General features: G+C 56.0%; 18 protein-coding genes and 1 pseudogene. 6 read left to right on the top strand and 13 right to left on the bottom strand.

What is annotated here, in order from left to right; translation table 11 throughout:
• Window positions 1-114: 114 nt before the first annotated feature.
• Both ACSQ36_RS37905 and ACSQ36_RS37900 read right to left on the bottom strand, forming a co-directional pair.
• Window positions 115-930: a glycosyltransferase family 4 protein gene (locus ACSQ36_RS37905; protein ID WP_436186077.1), complete on the bottom strand. Its 816-nt coding sequence runs from the start codon at window positions 928-930 to the stop codon at window positions 115-117.
• A 329-nt stretch (window positions 931-1,259) separates the two neighbouring features.
• Window positions 1,260-1,733, bottom strand: coding sequence for a hypothetical protein (locus ACSQ36_RS37900; RefSeq protein ID WP_436186076.1), 474 nt, complete (start codon window positions 1,731-1,733; stop codon window positions 1,260-1,262).
• A gap of 265 nt (window positions 1,734-1,998) precedes the next feature.
• Between ACSQ36_RS37900 and ACSQ36_RS37895 the strand changes: the two genes are divergently transcribed.
• Window positions 1,999-2,205, top strand: coding sequence for a hypothetical protein (locus tag ACSQ36_RS37895; RefSeq protein ID WP_436186075.1), 207 nt, complete (start codon window positions 1,999-2,001; stop codon window positions 2,203-2,205).
• Between the two features lie 372 nt (window positions 2,206-2,577).
• Here the strand turns inward: ACSQ36_RS37895 and ACSQ36_RS37890 are convergent.
• The 8 genes and pseudogenes from ACSQ36_RS37890 to ACSQ36_RS37855 form a co-directional block, all read right to left on the bottom strand.
• Window positions 2,578-3,079: pseudogene (locus tag ACSQ36_RS37890) on the bottom strand (transposase); the annotation flags it as partial.
• Between the two features lie 67 nt (window positions 3,080-3,146).
• Window positions 3,147-4,577 (bottom strand): mannose-1-phosphate guanylyltransferase/mannose-6-phosphate isomerase, encoded by a 1,431-nt coding sequence (locus ACSQ36_RS37885; protein WP_436186074.1) that lies wholly within the window; start codon window positions 4,575-4,577, stop codon window positions 3,147-3,149.
• Between the two features lie 148 nt (window positions 4,578-4,725).
• Window positions 4,726-5,895 carry a DUF1972 domain-containing protein gene (locus ACSQ36_RS37880; protein ID WP_436186470.1) on the bottom strand — a complete coding sequence of 390 codons (1,170 nt, stop codon included), beginning with the start codon at window positions 5,893-5,895 and terminating at the stop codon, window positions 4,726-4,728.
• A 144-nt stretch (window positions 5,896-6,039) separates the two neighbouring features.
• Window positions 6,040-6,945, bottom strand: a complete 906-nt coding sequence (gene rfbD / locus ACSQ36_RS37875; protein ID WP_436186073.1) for a dTDP-4-dehydrorhamnose reductase — start codon at window positions 6,943-6,945, stop codon at window positions 6,040-6,042.
• Window positions 6,942-7,493 carry a dTDP-4-dehydrorhamnose 3,5-epimerase gene (gene rfbC, locus ACSQ36_RS37870; protein ID WP_436186072.1) on the bottom strand — a complete coding sequence of 184 codons (552 nt, stop codon included), beginning with the start codon at window positions 7,491-7,493 and terminating at the stop codon, window positions 6,942-6,944. Before rfbC ends, rfbD begins: the two co-directional genes overlap by 4 nt.
• On the bottom strand, window positions 7,478-8,371 hold the full coding sequence (rfbA, locus tag ACSQ36_RS37865; protein WP_436186071.1) for a glucose-1-phosphate thymidylyltransferase RfbA: 894 nt from the start codon (window positions 8,369-8,371) through the stop codon (window positions 7,478-7,480). Before rfbA ends, rfbC begins: the two co-directional genes overlap by 16 nt.
• Before the next feature lie 2 nt (window positions 8,372-8,373).
• Window positions 8,374-9,450 carry a dTDP-glucose 4,6-dehydratase gene (gene rfbB / locus ACSQ36_RS37860; protein WP_436186070.1) on the bottom strand — a complete coding sequence of 359 codons (1,077 nt, stop codon included), beginning with the start codon at window positions 9,448-9,450 and terminating at the stop codon, window positions 8,374-8,376.
• A 120-nt stretch (window positions 9,451-9,570) separates the two neighbouring features.
• Window positions 9,571-10,986 (bottom strand): undecaprenyl-phosphate glucose phosphotransferase, encoded by a 1,416-nt coding sequence (locus ACSQ36_RS37855; protein WP_436186469.1) that lies wholly within the window; start codon window positions 10,984-10,986, stop codon window positions 9,571-9,573.
• A gap of 441 nt (window positions 10,987-11,427) precedes the next feature.
• On the opposite strand from ACSQ36_RS37855, the gene ACSQ36_RS37850 reads away from it, so the two are divergent.
• The 4 genes from ACSQ36_RS37850 to ACSQ36_RS37835 all read left to right on the top strand — a co-directional run bounded on the left by ACSQ36_RS37850 (window position 11,428) and on the right by ACSQ36_RS37835 (window position 16,621).
• On the top strand, window positions 11,428-11,814 hold the full coding sequence (locus tag ACSQ36_RS37850; protein WP_436186069.1) for a flagellar transcriptional regulator FlhD: 387 nt from the start codon (window positions 11,428-11,430) through the stop codon (window positions 11,812-11,814).
• Window positions 11,815-11,821: 7 nt separating this feature from the next.
• Window positions 11,822-12,544, top strand: a complete 723-nt coding sequence (locus tag ACSQ36_RS37845; RefSeq protein WP_436186068.1) for a flagellar brake protein — start codon at window positions 11,822-11,824, stop codon at window positions 12,542-12,544.
• Window positions 12,545-13,520: 976 nt separating this feature from the next.
• On the top strand, window positions 13,521-15,779 hold the full coding sequence (locus ACSQ36_RS37840; RefSeq protein ID WP_436186067.1) for a YjbH domain-containing protein: 2,259 nt from the start codon (window positions 13,521-13,523) through the stop codon (window positions 15,777-15,779).
• Window positions 15,780-16,036: 257 nt separating this feature from the next.
• Window positions 16,037-16,621 carry a carboxypeptidase regulatory-like domain-containing protein gene (locus ACSQ36_RS37835; protein WP_436186066.1) on the top strand — a complete coding sequence of 195 codons (585 nt, stop codon included), beginning with the start codon at window positions 16,037-16,039 and terminating at the stop codon, window positions 16,619-16,621.
• Window positions 16,622-17,290: 669 nt separating this feature from the next.
• Here the strand turns inward: ACSQ36_RS37835 and ACSQ36_RS37830 are convergent.
• Together ACSQ36_RS37830 and ACSQ36_RS37825 are read right to left on the bottom strand one after the other, a co-directional pair.
• Window positions 17,291-17,602 (bottom strand): hypothetical protein, encoded by a 312-nt coding sequence (locus ACSQ36_RS37830; RefSeq protein ID WP_436186065.1) that lies wholly within the window; start codon window positions 17,600-17,602, stop codon window positions 17,291-17,293.
• A gap of 205 nt (window positions 17,603-17,807) precedes the next feature.
• Window positions 17,808-18,077 carry a hypothetical protein gene (locus tag ACSQ36_RS37825; protein WP_436186064.1) on the bottom strand — a complete coding sequence of 90 codons (270 nt, stop codon included), beginning with the start codon at window positions 18,075-18,077 and terminating at the stop codon, window positions 17,808-17,810.
• Window positions 18,078-18,224: 147 nt separating this feature from the next.
• Here ACSQ36_RS37825 and ACSQ36_RS37820 point away from each other — a divergent pair, with 147 nt between their 5' ends.
• Entirely contained in the window at window positions 18,225-18,428 is a 204-nt protein-coding gene (locus ACSQ36_RS37820; RefSeq protein ID WP_031356584.1) for a cold-shock protein, read from the top strand.
• Between the two features lie 173 nt (window positions 18,429-18,601).
• Here ACSQ36_RS37820 and ACSQ36_RS37815 read toward each other — a convergent pair whose 3' ends face one another.
• The gene (locus tag ACSQ36_RS37815; RefSeq protein WP_436186063.1) at window positions 18,602-19,900 is read right to left on the bottom strand and encodes an acyl-CoA dehydrogenase family protein; all 1,299 of its coding nucleotides are present in this window, start codon (window positions 19,898-19,900) and stop codon (window positions 18,602-18,604) included.
• Between the last annotated feature and the right edge of the window lie 1,101 nt (window positions 19,901-21,001).

Below are 21,001 nucleotides of genomic sequence, written 5' to 3'. Positions count from 1 at the left end.
TCGTTTGCAATACTCCGTTTACCCGCCGCCACACGACCTCGCCAGTCAACTCTTGTTCACTGTTTTTGACAGGAACCAGTGCTTCCATAACAACCTCCAATAAAGTAAAGACGGTCAGGCACCCGCGACATTCGCGAGAAAGTCCTGAATCTTTCTAATGTAGATGCGCTCGTCGTACCGTTTCAGGAATTCGGCGCGACCGATGTTCCCGTGCGAACGCGCAAGTGCGGGCATGTCGAGGTACTTCTGGATGCACGCTACAAGTTCCTCGACGTCGTCCGGCTCGAAGAAAAGACCGGATGCGTCGTGAGTAACGATATCTTTCATCCCGCCATTCCTTGCCGCTATCACCGCACAGCCGAAGCTCATCGCCTCGATCACTACTAGGCCGAAAGGCTCTGGGCGCCTGGACGGAACAACCACCACATCCGCCCACCGGTAGTGGTCCGCCGGAACTGGCGCGAACTCGTAGAATTCTACGATCGCGCGCAAGCCATACCTGTCGCATTGGGCGACGACGGCATCGCGAAACGCATGCTGGTCCTTGTAGACTCCGCCGACAAAGCGGACCTTGACTTTGTCGAGCTGCGCGCGCGGCAATTGTCCCAAAGCGTCCAACAGCAAATCCTGCCCTTTCCATGAATTCAACCTGCCGATCATGAGCAGATTCACGCAATCTGCGTGTTTTCGTTGCTTGTCCTCACCACCCGCGACCCCATTTTCGACCACTGCGAACTGCTTGTTTCCCAGCAGCGCGATACTTTCGCGCGTGGCACGCGAATTGAAGATCAGTCTTCCCTTCGCCCACCAGAGCAGGCCCGAAAAAATCTTCGCGAGGAAGCCCGTGGGTAGTTCATGCATGTGTATGATCACTGGCGTTCTCGAGAACCGGCTCGCCAGGATGAAATCGATGACGACGATCGTATTCACGTAGACAACGTCGTGCGACTTAATTGCGCGGCAGGCCGCACTAACTCGGACAATCAATTTTTCCGGATGCAACAGCAACGATTTGACAGTGCTCTTTCTGAGAACAATCATGTCGACGAACACGATGTCATCCACAAGCGGCTTGAGAGCATTTACCAATGGCCCGCACTCGGGCAAAAAAACCGTTATCCTCCAGCACGGAAATCGTTCGCGACAGGCGCGAATCGATTGCACAAACGTGCGATCGGATCCGTAAAGCTCCGCGCCTTGATGGACAAACAAGACACGTTTGATCGCAGTCATGCACTAACCTCCAATATCCATGGCGCTTAATATCCGCTCGTACCGGCGCCACCCGACTCGCCTTGCACGTCAAACCCGGCAGAGGTTTTCCGCCCGCCAGCAAGCCTTCGCTCAGACAATCGGACGCCAACGGGTTCATCGCCTGCTGGTTCAGCGCATCCTCCGTTGAGACAGCGATAGCTGTCGCTTCCACCCCCTATGCTTCCCAAGCCCAACTGATTCGAATTGCCGGATGAATCCCGCCGAGAAAGCATCGGCTGGTCGCCGCTGATGCGCGCATGTAACGCCGCGAGCGGCGACTCGCCACGAGTCACTCCGCCGCCGAGTCCGCCGCTCAGTCCTGCGTTGGCGCGGTCGAACGACGAGGTCGGTGCGAAATGCCCAAGTGGACGATCACTCCCGCAGAGCGGTGTCCAGCCGCCCGGTTTGGCGCACGATCCATCCGACGTGCGGCCGAGGATACCTGGCAGAGACTGCGCGCTGGCGAGATGGATAGTCATGAGGAGACTAACAACCCCCGTGTGAACCGCTATTTTCCTAATGCATCTACCTGACATAACCGGCTCCAACTCGATAGGACGCGTGAAGCGAGGCGGAACTCTTGGTCTCGCAAATCTCGATTGTGATGTCGCCTTGAACACGCCGTTTCGGCTTCATCCCCGTTATGTACGTAACCACTACAACGAGAACCGAATGTTGCTTGAATTAGCTTGCCGAGCACGCATACGTCCTGCCGAATCGGCAGCGAGCACAACGCGAGCACCCATGCCCGAATACAAGCAGGCGCATACGGCGCATTTTCCTTCGATTTCGCTGCAGAGATTTCTTGGATATCTGGAACACTTCTGGAACCTATCCGCCGTTAAGCGACCGAAGATCCTTCGGTACAACGCCGATGTCTCCAGCCACGCACTTTTTCCTTTTCCCTATGACGAAGACCCCTCGCTCATCCGGATCGTCGAGACCAAATAGACGCCATGAATCTTCCGTAGCCGTTGGAGGCCTAGAAATGGCTTATCAGCAATGAGAATTCTCTGCGGTTGCAGCGCATCATACATAGACCGCTAACCGGCGTAATGTGACTGACGTAAACTGCCAAGATGTTGGCGGATTAGCGCACAAAACTCTGCTTGGCGGATCAGGGCAGGCAGGTCCTTACGACCTCAATTTACCTAAAGAAAGTCTGAACAAATCATTTTGAGCCTGACTGTTCTCCACATTCGAAATTTGGTGGATCTCGAAAGTGGTTTTAGCGTTGGGAACTGCATGAATACGGACCAAAAATTGAGCTACTTCCATCTTCGGTACAGCATCCCAAGCTTGCGCTCAGGTTCGTGACACACACCACTGATTACCTTTCTTGGCCGAACTCATCTCGGAATCGCGCTCACCGCTCGCGTTCTTGGTCGAGCTGGGCGCTGGGATCAGCGTAGCGTCGGCGACCGTACCCGCTTTGAGCAGCAGCCCTTTGCGGCCAAGCACCCCATTGATCGCCTCGAGCATCTGGGCCGCAAGCTCATGCTTCTCAAGCAGATGCCTGGATCGTAAGATCGTGCTCTCGTCAGGCAGACGCATGTTCCAGCTATCCAGCGCAGCAAGCTCTCGAAACAGCGGGACGTCGTGCAACGCTTCCTCCATTGCAGGATCGCTCAGGGTGAACCAACTGCTGGATCCGCAACATCGTCTCCACTGGAAACGGCGGCCGCCCTCGCTTACCTTCGGGTGCATGCAGTGATATCAGCGCCACCAATTCGCGCCACGGAACCACCCGGTTCATCTTGTCGAGGAACTCGCGCTTGCGTGTTCGTTTGGTCGTCAAATCCAATCCCAGATTAGCTTGTCTCATTCCGTAATCGTCGCAGTCGTCGCGCTAGTTGGCGACTCAAATATGCTCGATTTATGCGGACCTTCCTTTAGCTCTCCGACACACGTCCATATACGTCCTCAAACCGCACGATATCGTCCTCACCTAGATAAGCACCCGACTGCACTTCGATCAGTTCAAGCGGAATCTTGCCGGGATTTCGCAGCCGATGCGCGACGCCCAGTGGAATATATGTCGATTGGTTTTCCGTCAGCATACTTTCCGTGTCGCCGTTGGTGACGAGTGCCGTACCCTTTACAACGATCCAGTGCTCCGCACGATGATGATGCATCTGCAAACTCAACTGAGCGCCCGGGTTCACCACGATTCGCTTGACCTGGAAACGAGCGCCCCGATCGATTTCCTCGTAGGAACCCCACGGGCGCACCACGCGACGATGGGTGACCGACTCGTCTCGTCCAGACGCGTTTAGGCGCTCGACGATTTTCTTTACGTCCTGAACCTTGTCCTTATGCGCAACCAATACCGCGTCGGCCGTCTCGACAATGACAATGTCGTCTAATCCGATAGCTGCCACCATGCGATAGTCCGCTCGTACATACGACTTCGTCACGTCCTCGGTCATTACATCGCCGACGAATGCGTTACCGTGCTCGTCTAGCTTTGCGAGAGCCGCGAGCGCCGTCCAAGAACCTATGTCGCTCCAACCTAAATCAGTTGAAACGATCACAGCCGCCCGGTTGGTCTTTTCCATAACCGCATAATCGACTGACATGCTCGGACACTTAGCGAACGATACAGAGTCGAGGCGTACAAAATCGTCGTCATGCGCGGCCTTCTCTAACGCCTGCTCCGCGAACCGTGCGATTTCAGGTTCGTGATTGCGCAGCTCATCCATATAGGTCGACGCCTTCATCATGAACATGCCGCTGTTCCAATAGTAGTTACCCTCTTGGATGAAGCGCTCCGCCGTCGTTAGATCCGGCTTTTCAACAAAAGCATCGACCTTAAAAACCTGGTCACCGCCTGCGAGCGACGCACCGCTTCGAATGTATCCGTAACCGATGTGAGGTTCAGTCGGTTGAATGCCGAATGTGACCAGGAGGCTGCTGCTAGCGACTTGCGCCGCAGTCGCTGCCAGATTAGCAAACGCTGCCTCCTGCTGAACCACGTGATCTGAAGGCAGCACCAGCAATAGCGCGTCGGGAGATTGCTGTATCGCGAGCAGCGCAGCGACCGCAACGGCAGGCGCGGTGTTCCGCTGAGCTGGTTCGAGCACGATTGACGAGGGCACCACGCCGACTTCTCGCAACTGCTGCGCCACCAGGAATCTATGATCATTCCCGGTAATGATGACCGGTGCCGAAATGTCGCTCATGCCCTGCAAACGCAATGCCGTCTGTTGTACCAACGTTTTGTCACTGGTCAACTTCAGGTATTGTTTTGGAAAGGCACCCCGCGACATCGGCCACAAGCGCGTGCCACTACCTCCACATAGAATGACCGGATAAATGTTCATGACAAGTTTGCCGGTCGAAACGGGTATCCTGCGCGAGACATCCTAAGCCTACCCAGCTTAGGAGTTGACGGGAATATCTCACGAGTATTACTCGCACTGGAAAGTAAGCTCATAGTCGCTGGTTCGTCATTTACGTGCACCCTTGTTATCACAAGCGCCCATCAACCGATTCCGACCGCGCCGGTGCCATGCCCCCCAGCCGCACACCCAATCCCATCTGCCTGTGAAACAACGCCTCATACGCGCCTAACACGCGCTCCCACTGAAAACCCGATTCGAACTGCGCAATCGTCGCCGCACGCATCACACTGACCTCTTCGTCATTACCGAACAACGCCGACATGTGTTCCTCACACTTGCTCACTGAGTCAAAAAAACGAGCATGCGCACCCGCAACCCATCGGTTAAACACGTTGTCGTGCGCGATGACGGCGTTGCCTGCACCCAAAGCTTCCACCAGCGACGGATTCGTCCCACCCACCCGATGTCCGTGCAAATAAAATCTCGCGTGCTGCCGCAAAGCATTCAATGTCGAACGTTCATAGATCGGACCGACAAACAGTACTTCTTCGCTTGCCGCACTAATCACCTCTTGGTGATAAGCATTTCGATCTGAATCGAAGGTCCCGAGCACAACAAGCTTCGCGTCCCGACGTTGTTTCGAAAATGCTTGGACGATCTCGAGTATCGAGTTTTCGGGCTCGGGGCGCGCAATCACAATCCCATAGTTATCCGAACGAATTCCATACAGCTCCAAAGTTACCTCATCACTACAATCGACGCGATCTCCGCCATAAGGGATCATCGTAATCTTTGCGCGTGTGACTCTGGTCGCCAAATGGTCGGCAATCGCCGGATGGTCCGCGATCAGGTGGTTTCCGACCCAACAGCCAATCCGTTCGTTAGCCCAGAGCCACGCTCGCTCGTGAAAACGCCATTTCTGCCGATGCCACTCAAGACCGTCCATGTTGATCAGATTGGTGACCCCCATCAACCGCAGCCAGAGACAAAACACCGCCGTGTTGTAACCCAGGGTGAGTGTGAGATCAGGCTTGCGTCTTGCCGCATCGCGTACACACTGCCAGTCGAATTCCATCGTTCCCAATGCACCCTGCCGGCGCGCGGGTATGACAATCCGGTGCACACCCTTCCACACGTCCTCGTAACGGATTTCGTCGCCTTCCAGACCCTGACAATAGACCGTGACGCGCCATCCCCGCTCGACTAGATAAAGAGCCAGTCGCTCCGCAAACGTCTCGAATCCGCCGTGGCTCGCGGGAATTCCGCGAGTGCCTAAAATCGCTATTGTTTTATCCATGGTCACAGATTTATTGCCGTCGGGTTACGCTGCAGTGCCCTGAAGCGGGTGTCGCATCGGTTGCTATCTGCTAAAAATTTCAGGAGTGCTATATGAAGCAAGTCGAAGCGGCCAGTATTAAAAGCCGCTCCGACGCCCCAACGCTCAATTCCCCGTCATGCACAACCCCAATGCCTCACGCCAGTCAGGCGCATACACTCTGAAGCTCGCTGCGGTTTTATCATTCGACAGCCGTGAGTTGCCGGGTCGAGCCGCCGAGGTCGGATACGACACAGCCGGGATCGCTTTCACACGCGGCTTCTTTTCCAGACCAGACAGTTCGAAGATAGCTTCGGTAAAGCCGTGCCACGACGTCTCGCCGGATGCCGTCAGGTGATAAATCCCCGAATGCTGCGACCACCAGTCGCTACGACCGCTCCCAATCGCTTGCGCCAAGATATTCGCGCTCAACGAGGCAATCGTGTTCGACCATGTCGGCGCACCGAACTGATCCGCCACCACGTTCAATTCCTCCCGCGCCGCGCCAAGCCGCAACATCGTCAGGAAGAAGTTCTTCCCCCGCGATCCGTACACCCAACTCGTGCGGAATATCAGGTGATGACAGCCGGCAGCAGCGATTGCCTGCTCGCCCGCGAGCTTGCTCCTGCCATACACGTTCTGTGGATTGACAACGTCGTCTTCCACATAGGCCCCATTCTTGGCGCCATCGAACACATAGTCCGTCGAATAGTGAACGAGCGCCGCATTCAGCCGCCTCGCCTCAACCGCTAACAGAGCCGGCACCTCGGCGTTCAGGCGCATTGCCGCATCCACGTCGCTTTCGGCTTTATCGACGGCGGTATAAGCAGCGGCATTTACGATCATCGCCGGCCTGATCTCACGGACAACGCGACGGACTTCATTTAGATCGGCAAGGTCCAGCTTATTACGATCAAGCGCTACGACATGACCTAGTCCCTGCAAACTGCGCACGAGTTCAAACCCGACCTGGCCCTGTGCGCCGGTTAGTAGAATGGTTTTTGGCAGGCACAACGTCGAGGATGTGCTCACAAATAGCACTCCGCGTTGGACAGGCGTTTCCCTGCAGCATCCTTTTCAGCCAGCAGCAGTTCAAAGTCGCCCGGCCACTCGATGCCGATCTCCGGGTCGTTCCAGACGATGCAACGCTCGTGTTCCTGGTACCAATAGTCAGTGGTCTTATAGAGAAACTGTGCGGCCTCGGAGAGCACCACGAACCCATGCGCAAATCCTGCCGGAACCCACAATTGACGATGATTTTCTTCCGACAGATGTACCCCGACCCACTTGCCAAAATTCACCGAGCTCCTGCGGATATCGACGGCGACATCAAACACCTCGCCTTGCACTACCCGCACGAGTTTCCCCTGCGCGTGCTCGATCTGATAATGCAGTCCCCGCAATACGCCACGTGTGGATCGAGAATGGTTGTCCTGCACAAAATTCACCCCCGACTCAACCTGCTCGGAGAATTCGAACGCATTGAAGCTTTCATAGAAGAAGCCCCGATCGTCGCCAAAGATCCTTGGCTCAATGAGCTTGACTTCGGGAAGCGCGGTAGCGGTTACTTTGATGGCCATGCGACCTGGTCCGTAGGAAGATTTAGCAGGTATTGGCCATATGCATTCTTCGCGAGCGGCGTAGCAAGCCTCAGCAACTGTTCGTCGTCGATCCAGTGACGGCGGTAGGCGATCTCCTCGGGGCAAGCGACCACCAGTCCCTGGCGCTTTTGCAAGGTCGCGATAAACGTCGCGGCATCGATCAGCGAGTCGTGGGTCCCCGTATCAAGCCACGCGTAGCCGCGACCCATGATCTCGACGTTCAACTTCTGGTCTTCCAGATAACGCGCATTGATGTCCGTAATCTCAAGCTCGCCGCGGGCGGACGGTGTAATGTCGGCCGCGATATGGCAGACGTTTTTGTCATAGAAATACAGCCCGGTCACCGCATAGTTCGAACGCGGTCTGACGGGCTTTTCTTCGATCGACACTGCACGGAAATCCCGATCGAATTCGACCACGCCATAGCGTTCCGGATCCTGCACGTGGTACGCAAATACGGTCGCCCCATCGGCGCGGGCATCCGCGTTCGCCAGTTGCCTGGCAAGGTCGTGCCCATAGAACAGGTTGTCGCCGAGAATCAAGGTCGACGGATCGTCACCAATAAAACTGCGCCCGATGACAAATGCCTGCGCCAACCCATCTGGCGACGGCTGCACCGCGTAGCTGATATTCATGCCCCATTGGCTGCCATCACCGAGCATTGCCTCAAACCTGGGCGTGTCCTGCGGCGTCGAGATGATCAACACATCGCGAATACCGGCCACCATCAAGGTTGATAGCGGGTAGTAGATCATCGGCTTGTCGTACACAGGCAGCAACTGCTTCGACACCACATGCGTAATTGGATAAAGCCGTGTGCCCGAGCCGCCTGCGAGAATAATTCCTTTGCGCGCCATGATTAGTCCGTGCTCGTAAGTTCGCGCTGCGCGTAGTTGGTTTCAACCCACCGTCTATACTCGCCCGAAGCCACATCGTCGGACCACGCCTGGTTGTTCAGATACCACCGCACAGTCTTCTTCATTCCAGTCTCAAACGTGTCTGTGGGCCTCCAGCCGAGCTGTTGCTCAAGCTTGCGTGCATCGATTGCGTAGCGGCGATCGTGTCCCGGGCGGTCCTTCACGTACGTGATTTGCTCTCGGTACGAACCGCTCGTGCGGGGCTTGAGGTGATCCAGGAGATCGCACAGCATGTGTACCACTTCGAGGTTGGTCTTTTCATTCCAGCCGCCGACGTTATAGGTTTCACCCGGCTTTCCGTGCAGCAGCACTTCGCGAATCGCGCTGCAGTGATCCCCAACGTATAGCCAATCGCGTACATTCCTACCGTCTCCATAGACCGGCAACGCCTTGCCCGCGACGGCGTTGTTGATCATCAGCGGAACCAGCTTTTCGGGGAATTGATAGGGCCCGTAATTGTTGGAACAGTTCGTCGTCAGAACCGGCAGGCCATAGGTGTGGTGATATGCACGCACCAGATGGTCCGAACCAGCCTTCGTTGCCGAGTAAGGACTATTCGGTGCGTAAGCCGTGGTCTCCGAAAACTGTGGATCGGTCGATGAGAGTGAGCCATAGACCTCATCAGTAGAGACATGCAGGAAACGAAACGCGTTCTTCAGTTGATCGGACAACGCGCTCCAATAGGCGCGGGTTGCTTCGAGCAGCGTGAACGTACCTATGACGTTCGTCTGCACGAAATCCGCCGGGCCATGAATCGAGCGATCCACATGGCTTTCCGCGGCAAAGTGCAGAATCGCACGAGGCTTGTGCTCTGCCAGCAGCGCATCGATCGCGGCGCGATCACAGATATCCGCGCGTACGAAAATATGGTTCGGGTTGCCTCGCAGCGAATCAAGCGTCGAAAGGTTGCCTGCGTAAGTCAGTTTGTCGACATTCACCACGGTCTCGTCGGAACTCTGCAGCCAGTCGAGTATGAAGTTTCCGCCAATAAACCCGGCACCTCCAGTCACAAGAATCATAGATAACCCTTAGCAATCCTGTTTATACATGGTTCGAATGTCTGACCAATTCTTTGTCGTCACCGCATAGCCATCAGCCGCTCGCCCGCAGGCAATCTGACACACGGTTCCGTAGGCGCATCAATAAGCCGTACTGTGAGTAAACCCCTTCAACACTGTTGCAGCCACAATGCGCATATCTAACGCGAACGACCAGTGTTGGAGGTAGTAAAGATCGTGCTCGACGCGAGCCACCATCTTCTCGATCTTGTCGGTCTCCCCTCTGAAACCATTGACCTGCGCCCAGCCGGTTATACCCGGCTTCGCACGATATCGATCGAGGTATCCCTCAATCAACGGTCTATATAACTCGTCGTGCTCAAGAGCGTGCGGCCGCGGCCCCACCACCGACATCTCACCTCGCAGAACATTGAAAAACTGCGGTAGTTCGTCAAGACTCGTGCGGCGCAGAAAACGCCCGACCGCAGTGATGCGCGGGTCATTGCGCGTTGCTTGCTGTACTACGCCATGCGCCTGACCGTGAGGACGCATCGTGCGAAACTTGTAGATAGTGAACACTCGCCCATCAAGTCCCTTTCGCTTCTGCCTGAATAGCACGGGGCCTCGAGAAGAAAGCTTGATGGCAATCGCGATAGCAACCAGAACGGGCGATATGACAAGCAGGACAACCGCAGCGAAGAGCCGATCGAATGTCTCTTTCTCTGTCATTGCATCTCGACTCATGGACTGCGCAGACAGGCTGATTGCCGGTGCGCCGAACAGATTCAAGACCCCACCGCGATTGACCGAAAGACCCTGAATGTCAGGGAGGAAACGAATGTTCACGAGCGTATCGCGGAACAGCTCGATGCATCGAAGCACCAGCCGTTCTTCTGACAAAGGGAAAGCGAGCCACAACTCCCCTATAGCGGTCTCACGCACGTGTGCCGCCAGCGCATCCAGCTGGTGGAATACCGGCGTGACGGATCGTGACGGCTCACTAGTCTCACCTGCTTTCCAGTCTAATCTCGCCGCGATTCGGAACCCGGAGGTCGCATTCTCTTCAATGTCACTCACTATCCGGTGATAGTGAGCCCCACAACCCACAACAGCGACGGGCCGAACGTCCAGTCCCGCGTGCCTGAAGCAACCCAGCGTGGCGTAAATCGACATCCGCACCGCGACAAAAGCAGCCCCCGTCAGACCTGTCCAGTACAACAGCCATGTCATCGGCACGGTTTCCAACCTGTCCAAACCCAGAATCACCAAAGTTCCCGCAGCCTGCACGACTCCCCATGCGAGCAACAAGCGCATTGCCAACTGGGGCATCGAGCGTGCTCTCCATGATCGATAGATTCCGAATGCGGGAAGCACGTTAGCCGCCAGAGCAAGCGCAATGGCGACGAATACAACGTGTGAAAGCCGATGTGGCATGACGGTCCCGAAGGTCAACCGATCAGCTGCAGCAGCTCCCGCCATGATCAACACGACATCGCATATACGCGCTAGAAATCCCTTCACCCCGTTTCTCCCCTCGAATCGTGCTCGCGTGTCTATGCTCGCTAAGCCGATAGCTGCCAACCAGTGTCAGAGAATCAAATTTCTGATTACGTGCTTTCTGAGCGCAACCAGATCACTGACTCCCGCTCACCCGTGCCTGGTCCTAATCGATGCCTTGATCTACGCCCGACTTTCAACGACGGGAAACGCCGCCCGCAACAGTGCGGATACCTAAGCGTGGGACGATGTGTATTCTTGGGATCCTGATGCTTATAGTGCGTCTTCGGTATAGTCTTGCGCCCGCGCCACCACCGGCAGCATGCGATCTGACAGGGCTTCCGGAAGGACCCGAATCGCCCATCGCCAAACCCAAGGACCTCAAGTACCGATTGATCACTGTTGGCATGCATCATCGCCGCGCACGTGTGACAAGGTCAGTCAAAAACTTGTCGCTGAACGCCATCTCGATGATTTCGGACATTCAGTTGAGCCACTCGTTTGTGGACGAGCGGCGCACAGGACGACTTTACCGGCACGCCTGTGTCTGGCAAAAAAGACCATGCTTATGTCGGACCAACGCCCCAACCCTCGATTACCCTTTGGCATCGAAAATTGGCTAAAAATCATCTGGAGCGAGCGGTGCTTAAAGAGAATAGCGGCATGCTGCAGGCAATATCAGAATTCAACCGGTCCTATCTGCTGCTTGCGCAACGCGCGTTAAGACAGGGAGATATCAAGGGCGGCCAGTTGCTCGGCGTGTCTGACGAAACCGCCGTTCTGATCAGCCAGTTGACAGAAGCCCAAATCGAAAACCTGTCTAATCGTAGCGATCTCCTTTGCGAGATTCGTCTCTCCGATCCAGCACACCTGATGGCACGGATCTAGCGGAGAAATGATTCCCGAAAGTGACAGTTGGAACGACGGTTCTATAAGCAACCCGCTTGAAATTGGCGGACTGTTGCGTAGCCTTGCCCATCGGCTCGACAACCTGACAGCCGACTATGGAGAACAGCACACCATCACGCGCATCCTCGATGTGGACATTGCCGCGCGGACATTCATATTTGATTCGAATGCTGATCAAATAAAGTTCGAAGTGACACTCAGTGGAGTCCGTTGGATTTTCCACGCGGCACCGCGCGGCATCCGTATGGAATTTTCGGTCGACGGCGTGCAACCTGTCTCCTTCGAAGGGAAGGCGGCCTTCAAGGGAAGGTTTCCATCGGTCCTTCTTTGCAGGCAGAGACGTGAGTATTTCCGGGTCCGGACACCCGTACTGGATCCCTACCTCTGCAGCGGTTCGCTAGCAAACGGCGAGCGCTTCCGTGCAGAGATTGTCGACCTGTCGCTTAGTGGCGTTGCTCTACGCATGATAGATGACCATCTGGGCAACCTTGACACGGGCAGTATCGTGCGCGACGCCGAGCTTCATTTCAGCGGCCAAAGTCCTATCTCGCTCGACCTCCAGTTTGTGTCCTATCGCGACCTCGATGGTATTGCCAGAAGCCCACGCTTCATTCTTGGTTTCAAGTTTTTGTCGCTGCCAGGACACACCGAAAATGTGCTGCAACGTCTGATCGCCCGACTGGAGTTGGAGCGCCGATTGATGCCGTGACGTGGAGGCATACACTGCCGTACGTATCTCGGCGGCAATTGCCATGAAAATGGCCGAGGCGTAGTCAGGCGCCGCTCTAAGAGAGCATTCTCTGAAGTTTCGGCGATTCCCCGGACAACGGAAACATTTAGGCCGACACATGCTGTCGGCCTTTTTCCTGCTTGCACGAAAATCACGTCGCGTGGTGAAGTCAACTCACTGCTAAAACAAATCGACTGCGGCGCGCTCCGATTAAATAATAATTTGCAACCCTAATCTTCTGGATCCTCTACGGAGGGTGATTTAGCAAAGCTCGTTATTTTCGAACGTGCCAGTCTTGCACGCAATAAAACGTTGCTTGCCGAAAAAATCATCGCCCCGTCCCACACGAACTATTGGATGCCACTGGCAGTGCGCCTTCCCAAGGATATGCTCAAAAGCGTCAAAATCTTGTCTTCTTATGTAAGGGCCTTTCGCCGCATTCATTGATCGCTTAAAGTTCCCTTGCTCGCCTCTCAGTCGAGCGATATAACCTCGGTTTCCTACTCGCCCGCTACCGGGCGAGTAGGTTTTTTTTGGACCTTCTTCGCATCCACCTCGCTGCGCTTTTAGGACCATCCCATTGGCGAAAGACGTCAAGGTTATGTCGGATCGAATCAATTACCTTCTCTTACAGTTCTACATCGACAGTCGGCCATAGGCGGCGCGAAAACAAGCAGCGAAAATGCAAACTACTGCAAACGCTGTGCGCAGTCTCATAAGCCATGCGACCTTATCTAATCGTTACTTTCCACACGAGAGGTGCGTCCCTTCTGGCACATCTGATGACACCCCTTTGGCTGATGACGACCAATTGAACGTTGCCTGTTTTTACCGTCAGTGAAAGCAGTGCATCGCTCGCTGGAATCGCGTGAACCAATCCGCTCACTCCCTCCCATAATTGTTCAATATAACTAAATAATGATCAAATCGATGCACGGCTTCGATGTTGGATCACATGCATAAAAAAAAACGATGCGATCAGCATAGCCTCGTTCGGGAGGCACATCTCCTTGGAGTCGTACTTGCATTTTCCACGTCGGCATATGCGGCTGATCCGACGCTCTCGTCGCTAGGCCAGTCAGGGGGGTTGACGATCCCGTCGGCTTTCGTTCTGCCGCAAGGCACTTTCGAAGCACAGGCTAATGACTATATTGATCCCCGGTACGGGAGGGCCGCGACCGGCTCGCAGGTGTACTGGGCTGGCATTGGGCTTTTTCCGTATGTGGAAGTATCCGGCGGCCTGGCGAACTACCCAGCGGACACCCACGTCCAATTCGCCGACGAGGAGCATTTTGTCTTTCGTCACTTGATGGCGAACGCGAAAGTCCAGATACCGATTTTTTTCAGGTATCAACCAAGCATTGCATTTGGCATCACCGACATCGGGGGCCAAACCCATTATTTTCGTTCAAAGTATGGCGTGGTATCACAGACTTTCGGTCCGCTCGCACTGACTGCCGGCTACGGCCAGGGTGATCGGCTAAGCGGCGCCTTCGGGGGGGCAGAGGTATCGCTTTGGAACACCGGTTTGTCGGTACTAGCGGAAGACGATTCTAAAACGCCTTACGCCGGCCTGCGCTATCGCTCGCCCTCAATCCCCTGGCTGGCAAATGCAAGCGTGATCGGGACGCTGGTTCGTTCGTTGAAGGCCACAAATGGCGTTGCGCCAAGAACCTCCTTTGCAGTTGCGGTGCAAATCCCATTCGGTCAGCGATTCACGGCTACAAATTGTACCGGCGACCTATGCGAGAACGCGCCGCCTCCGATAGCTGAAGTGCCCACGCCCATCGACACTGCGCCGTCGGCGTTCAACAGTGTGTCGCTGTCGAATGCATGGGTAGACCACCCGCCTGATTTCAAGGGCGCATCGGTTGCATACGCGTCCGCAACGCGCTCATCGATGGCGAGCCTTGACGACAACGCCACGCCCACCACCTCGTTCGCGCGCACACTTTCCGTTGCGCCTGACCCCGCCGTGCTGGACGAAATTGTCCAGCGTCTTGCATCGGCTGGACTCGAACGGGTGCGCGCCGGCATGGTGGGCGACGACCTGATCGTTGAATACGAAAATCATCGATATAACCAGAACGAAGCAGATGCGCTGGGCATTGTATTCGGCGTGGCAACGGCCGAGGCTCCGGCAAACGTTGGACATCTGCGCGTGGTGATCAAGAAAGCGAATCAACCGGTCGGCGAAGTTAGCGTCTCACGGGCCGCTTACGCAGAATTTTTAAAGAACGGCGCGCAAGCGGCGGTCAACGCCTCCCTGACGATGCGCACGCGTCCGACCTATGATTCGGACCAGGTCGCCTGGCATGGCGACGAGCACAAGCATGGGCTCGTCCGCGTTCGTGTTCAGCCAATTACGAACTATCTCTTTGGTACGGAATACGGCAATTTCGATTATTCGGTGGGTGCGAGTGTTGAGACCTTCGTTCCGCTCTGGCGCGGGGCTGAGTTTTATACAAACACAATTGCGCCGCTATTCAACAGCCAAAACCTCAACAACGGCCGCGTCTTTAGTCAATACCGATTGCGCGGTGGCCTGACCACGGCAGCGCTTGCTCAAAGCTTCTGGATCGCGCCGCAGATATTCAACGTCACGGCAATAGGCAAGTTCGAACACGACTATCTCGGCGTCGAGAACGAGACGACAGCATTCGTGCCGGGCAGACCGGACCTGATCCGGTTACAGCTCGCTTACCTGCATGGCGAGCCCGCGCACGATACGTTGTCAGATGTGAAGAACGCCGTGCTGACTTATCGATGGGTTCAGCCATCGTGGAACCTGTGGATCGAAGCAGGCGCCGCGCGATATGTCGGCGGCGACAAGGGACCGTTGCTCACCGTGACACGCTGGTTCGACGATGTCTCGGTGAGCATCCACGGCGACCATAGCGGCCACGGCAGCTTTGTCGGTGCAGCGATCAGCTTCCCGCTTACGCCACGTGAGGGCATGAAGCCGGGCCTCGTGCAGCTCTCCGGCGCGACGCAGTTCACGCAAGATTTCCGCACACGGGTCGGTTCAACCAACTACATAGCGGGCAACGCGGCTCAAACCCTCGGATTCGACTACAGCACGCAGCAGGATCTGCTGAACAGCGGGAGATTCAGCGCTGGATATTTCGCGACACAGCTATATCGGATGCGCGACGCGTACTTCCGATATGTGGTCCCGGGCGCCACTCCCCCATCGGCGCAGACGAGCCCATGAAAATCGCGTATCGACCGTCCCCGCGCGGCGGGCAATTGCCGGGTAAGTGCAAGTACAGGACAGGCGGTGAAGCCTGGTGACTGAGACTAATTTTTTTGGGGAAAACCATGAATCGCTTTAACACGCCGGTATTGCGTTGCTTGCAGTTTGGATCGATCGCTCTCGCTACCAGTACGCTATTTGCTTGCGGCGGCAGCGGCAGCAGCGGCAGCTCCCCCAACGGCACAATCAACGGCACCGTTGCTATTGGCGCGCCCATGCAAAACGGTGCAATATCATTTGTTTGCAAGAACGGTTCGGCCAATACCACCACTGATGCAAACGGTGCATTTTCTGTGACGTTCAAATTCGATGGTCCTTGCACGATCACCGCGAGCGGCGGTGCGACGACGCTGCACTCCTTCGCCCCAGGCGCCGGAACGGTAAACATCACGTCGCTGACCGAGCTGCTGTTGAGCTATCTGGCAGGCCAGCTGGGCACGACTGTTGATAACTTGCTTGCCGCTCTTCCGACTAATTCGACCTATCAAAGCGCTCTCTCAAATAGTTCGACGATCGCCAACGCGGAAACGGCAGTTGCGAAGATTGTTAAGGATACCTATGGCATCACGTTATCGTCGTCGGCGTTCCTGACAACGGCATTCACGGTCGGCCAAGGCCAGGATAAGGATCTTGATCAGTTGACGGCGGCTGGTGCGATCAACGTCACTGGCGAGCCAGTAGCAACATTGACTGCGGCGGTGACGGCAGCAGGTACTGCTGCGAGTGGCGGCTCTTCAGGTGGCACACCGGGCGGAGGTGCCACGGGTGGTACCGGCGGCACGGGTACCACCACGCAGTAAGGTCGGCATGCGGAACGTCCGGGTCTGCGCTGTATTGTGGCCGGGTACCAAACCGGTACTATGGCGCGACCCGATCTGCCAGGATGTGCCTCACTCCGAAACTACACGTCTACGATATCGATCCTGGATACGTCGTTACATCATTGTGCGGAAGAAACCGGCTTGCGGATTTTCTTGCGAATGTCGTTGCTGCGTGATGAGTCGCCCCCGAACTCCCACGGCGGTTCGAGCACGTAACGAACCCCGGAACGAAACGCTTGACCGGGCATACCATCGCCGCATGTCAGCTCAGTCCACGCGTGGGCATGATCTTGACCAGGCGCGCAAGCCTCGCTTGCGGCATAAATACCAACCTATGCATAGGCGACCATGCCCCGGTCGAAGTGTTTCCATTGACTCATCGCGGGCTCGCTTTCGTCGAAACCAAAGCAGAGTCGCGTCAACTAACTTGCTAACTGCTAGTGCACACGAGATAACACATAGGGCATCTAAGGGAGAAGCCGCGCGCCAACCCCTTCCCGATACCCGCCATTAGAACCATGTCGCAGCCTGGACAAACAGGGACACCGACATTGCTGGCGGCACTCCGACTGACCGGCGGGGCATCTGCTGGTTCGGTCATTGTTTTTTGTCGATTGGCGGTCCAGGCGATCTTGGATTTGATTCGGTTCATCGGAACTCAGTCACATGAAAAGAGGAAGTCGAAAGCCCGGCAGCAGTTGCTAATCCTGACAGATACGGGTTGCCCTCAAAAAACGAAACCTTGCCGAAATCCGACCTTTTCATGCTCATAGGGAGCGCCAGCGAAACCGAACACACGTTGCCAGCCGATCTGACAGAGAGAATCGAAACGTGGATTGCGGCCCGCAACCCGCGAACGCGCGCATGCAGGGTGATCGCCGCTTGGGCAGATCGCTTGTCATTGAGCGGTGTCGATCGCTGCTTTGGAATTTTTTGCCCGTCGAGACCAACTTCATTCATTGCCGTGCAGTCACGAACAGCCGTGACTCGACGCCGCGCATATTGGACTGTCCGAAGGCGAATAACGCACCAAGGTTCGGTGCTTGGGGGACGGGAAATTACCGTCGACTCGAAATACTTGAGCTAGCCGCCCGGGGTTTGTAAAAATTGCATGGGCGATTCCGACAAACGGCAAAAAAGTGGTTGTGCACACATCCGTGTCGAATTAGCGGATTACGAGAGATGAGGAAAAATTGGGAAACTCCGGAATATTGGCGGCAGAAAGTTCCGTGTTTTGGGCATTGGCGCCATCAATCTGGATAATCCCTTTGTCCAGACGAACTACTGAAGAACGACTGAAGTCTGTGAAAGGCCCATTATTTGGGCTCGGCGCCGGCTCTCTGGCCGACTGAATTTCGCATTCCGCAGCCATTTCGGCTTTTCCGGTTTGGAAAGCTTCAATAATTATTGGCGCGGCGTACAATTGATTCGCCATAATTCCAAAAGCGCATAGCGCCGCAGCGACTGTTTGTTACGGACGCGCTCATGGACTTAGAGAAGTCTTGTCACAACAATGCAATGCGACGCGGCTCGGCGCTCTGGTTTTATTCTCACTCGTTAGCTCTAAATTTTGGATACGCTCATGGCAACCGGTACGGTCAAATGGTTCAACGATGCAAAAGGCTTCGGCTTCATCACACCCGATGACGGCGGCGAAGATCTGTTCGCACACTTTTCGGAAATCAAGGCAGAAGGCTTCAAAAGCCTTCAAGAAAACCAGAAGGTAACGTTTGAAGTAAAGCAGGGCCCCAAGGGCAAGCAGGCATCGAACATCGTGCCAGCCTGAGCTTGATCCGGCCGTCACGGCGGCTGGTTTTCAACCGTTACGCGGATGAAAACGGGGTGCGGCCATCTTTGGCCGCACCCCGTAGTAACTTTTTTGCGCGCCAACACGCGGTAGCGTGTCAGCCGCGATCGAGGTCCGAAGACCCCGGTCTCCCTTCTGTTCGTTCTATCTGCCTATCTGCCAGTCCTGGCAAATGCGTCGTCCTGCATCACCGGTTTCTCTCCATGCGCCGCGTCTTGTTTGAAGGCGGGCACGGCTGTATCCGCGGCGGAATGCGACAGACTGAATCGCTCCTCGGGCGCGGTCCCGTTCAAATGGTAATTACCAACCGCAGCCTCACGCTGGATCGCCGGATTGTGCGAAGCAATCACGCGCGCATTGCGCCAGTGGCGATCGAGCCGGCGTGCCTCGCTCGTCGCTGACGCCCCGCCCACTTCGAATAACAGTGTGGCTGCCTCGAGCACTTGCTCAAGCACGATCTGCTGGGCCTGGTAAGCCTGGATATCGACGGCAATGTAGTCCGCTGTCGTTGCCACCCCCGCGTTGCGCGCCCGATGCACCCGGTCGAGCGCCGCAGCTACCGACTCAACCAGCGCTTCAGCCGAATACGCGAGACTCGCGAGGCGTCCCACTACGCGATGCACCAGCGGATTGTCGCGCGGGCTCGACTGCCCCGCTACACCAAACGTGCGGGTACGGCCCTGAACGAAGGCCACGCCATCGCGCAATACCGCGCGTGCAATACCCGCGAGCGTCGCCAGGTGCACGGTCTGGTAGAAAGCGGTCAGCAAGGAATTACGGCGGGGCTCTGACGCCTTGTAGCGCGACAGGATCTGATCGACCGGAACGCGTACGTTATCGAAACGTGTTGTACCGCTGGCGGTCAGACGCTGGCCGAAACCGTCCCAGTCATCGGTGCGCGCAACACCTGGTGCATCGCTTCGAACCAGCACGTGGAGATCGGTCTGCGCATCGTGCGCGGCTACGTTGATCCATTCCGAATAGAGCGTACCCGTGCTGTAGTACTTCTCGCCGTTTAGCAGAACAAAGCCCGCATCCGCGTCGGATGTGACGGTCACGCTGTTGTGCGTGGAGCCGGTGCGCTCCGACGTAGCCGCTCCGATAGTCTCGCCTTTCGCGATGCGACCTAGCCAGCGCTCACGTGTTGCGTCATCGCCGGTTTCCAGTTGCTGCTCGATGAAACCGGAATGCGCGCGAATGATCTGCGGCAGGTTCGAATCGGCTTCGCCCAGACGCGTCAGAAGACGGAAATACTGCGGCAATGAAACACCGCTGCCGCCATATTCGCGTGGTACCCGCAAGGCGGTAAAGCCGCTGTCTTTCAAACTCTGGACGGCATCGCGAGCGAGTTCACGGCCTTGCTCGCGTTCTATGGTGCCTTTACCGATCTGCTCGAATATCTCCGCGAAACGCGCGTAAAGCGCAGCGTCCGCCGGTGCTGACGTCGTCATTCACTTCTCCACAATTTGAACTGGTGCGAACTGATGAGGATAAGTGTCACGCCAAGCTGCCGGCAACGAACGATAGGTGCTAACCATATGTAGATGTCGGGTTTTGTGGGCGTCGCCCGGGGGGGTTAGGGTTTGTGGGTGGGTCGATGTCGGGGTGCTGGGTTTCCGGGGTTGGCGGTCGGGGTTAGTGCCGGGGGGGGGTTCTGGGGTTAGTGGTCGGGGTCTATGCCGGGTTGGTGCTTTCAGCCTTAGCGGTCTGCGAGAGTCGGATATTCTCTTTATCACTATTAGCCACTGTGCGTGGCGGCACGTCATTTCTTTGTCCAAAGCGACAAAGAAACGAAGCAAAGAAAACGCTTTCAACCACGCTACCCTAAGTGTCCACAGCGTGCAGTTTTCATTCATAGGTGCCCCAAAAGCACGGTGCTCGCCAGAGCCACCGATGTGTGAACCCCTCCTTCTCCGAACACCGATACCCACACGCTTCGCCACCAGTGATTGAACCTGCCCAAGGGGCACCCCGCGCTATCCGCGGACGACCAACCACCAAATGTGTACGCGCCTCGAACCACGTCGCCAACCCTGCTGAAAACGAGGTCGCGAAAATAAGCGCGTGGTCCACGCAGTTAACCCGCCAAGAAATGAAGTACCAATACGGAAATACAAACACGGAAGTACCAATACGCGAGATGCCATTGCGGGCGGAAACAACTGTTCAGACCACGTAGCCAACGCACCAAAAAACGAAACCGAAAAGACGCGTGAGGCCGTGCTGGTTCCCGGGCAATTCGTGCTTGCCCGAGAGCGTACGGGGCGAAGCGTGTTCGTGTCAGGATTCGCGAGAAGGAGGGGTTCACACATCCTCCGCTCTGGCGAGCACCGTGCTTTTGGGGCACCTATGAATCAAAACTGCACGCTGTGGACACTTAGGGTAGCGTGGTTGAAAGCGTTTTCTTTGCTTCGTTTCTTTGTCGCTTTGGACAAAGAAATGACGTGCCGCCACGCACAGTGGCTAATAGTGATAAAGAGAAAATCCGACTCTCGCAGACCGCTAAGGCCGAAAGCACCAACCCGGCATAGACCCCCGACCACTAACCCCGA

It is taken from the genome of Caballeronia sp. LjRoot34, assembly GCF_964253815.1.
In the GTDB taxonomy this organism is placed as follows: Bacteria; Pseudomonadota; Gammaproteobacteria; order Burkholderiales; family Burkholderiaceae; genus Caballeronia.
The sequence above is the reverse complement of the archived record's forward strand: the minus strand, read 5'-3'. Positions and strand labels throughout refer to the sequence as shown.

Bases quoted from the DNA above. Each gene is read 5' to 3' on its own strand.
- ACSQ36_RS37830 (WP_436186065.1), bottom strand. From the start codon at position 17,602: ATGAATGAAGTTGGTCTCGACGGGCAAAAAATTCCAAAGCAGCGATCG.
- rfbC (WP_436186072.1), bottom strand. From the start codon at position 7,493: ATGGCCATCAAAGTAACCGCTACCGCGCTTCCCGAAGTCAAGCTCATT.
- ACSQ36_RS37900 (WP_436186076.1), bottom strand. From the start codon at position 1,733: ATGACTATCCATCTCGCCAGCGCGCAGTCTCTGCCAGGTATCCTCGGC.
- ACSQ36_RS37840 (WP_436186067.1), top strand. From the start codon at position 13,521: ATGCATAAAAAAAAACGATGCGATCAGCATAGCCTCGTTCGGGAGGCA.
- rfbA (WP_436186071.1), bottom strand. From the start codon at position 8,371: ATGGCGCGCAAAGGAATTATTCTCGCAGGCGGCTCGGGCACACGGCTT.
- ACSQ36_RS37885 (WP_436186074.1), bottom strand. From the start codon at position 4,577: ATGAACATTTATCCGGTCATTCTATGTGGAGGTAGTGGCACGCGCTTG.
- ACSQ36_RS37895 (WP_436186075.1), top strand. From the start codon at position 1,999: ATGCCCGAATACAAGCAGGCGCATACGGCGCATTTTCCTTCGATTTCG.
- ACSQ36_RS37825 (WP_436186064.1), bottom strand. From the start codon at position 18,077: ATGGCGAATCAATTGTACGCCGCGCCAATAATTATTGAAGCTTTCCAA.
- ACSQ36_RS37880 (WP_436186470.1), bottom strand. From the start codon at position 5,895: ATGGATAAAACAATAGCGATTTTAGGCACTCGCGGAATTCCCGCGAGC.
- ACSQ36_RS37835 (WP_436186066.1), top strand. From the start codon at position 16,037: ATGCAAAACGGTGCAATATCATTTGTTTGCAAGAACGGTTCGGCCAAT.
- ACSQ36_RS37845 (WP_436186068.1), top strand. From the start codon at position 11,822: ATGATTCCCGAAAGTGACAGTTGGAACGACGGTTCTATAAGCAACCCG.
- ACSQ36_RS37820 (WP_031356584.1), top strand. From the start codon at position 18,225: ATGGCAACCGGTACGGTCAAATGGTTCAACGATGCAAAAGGCTTCGGC.
- rfbB (WP_436186070.1), bottom strand. From the start codon at position 9,450: ATGATTCTTGTGACTGGAGGTGCCGGGTTTATTGGCGGAAACTTCATA.
- ACSQ36_RS37815 (WP_436186063.1), bottom strand. From the start codon at position 19,900: ATGACGACGTCAGCACCGGCGGACGCTGCGCTTTACGCGCGTTTCGCG.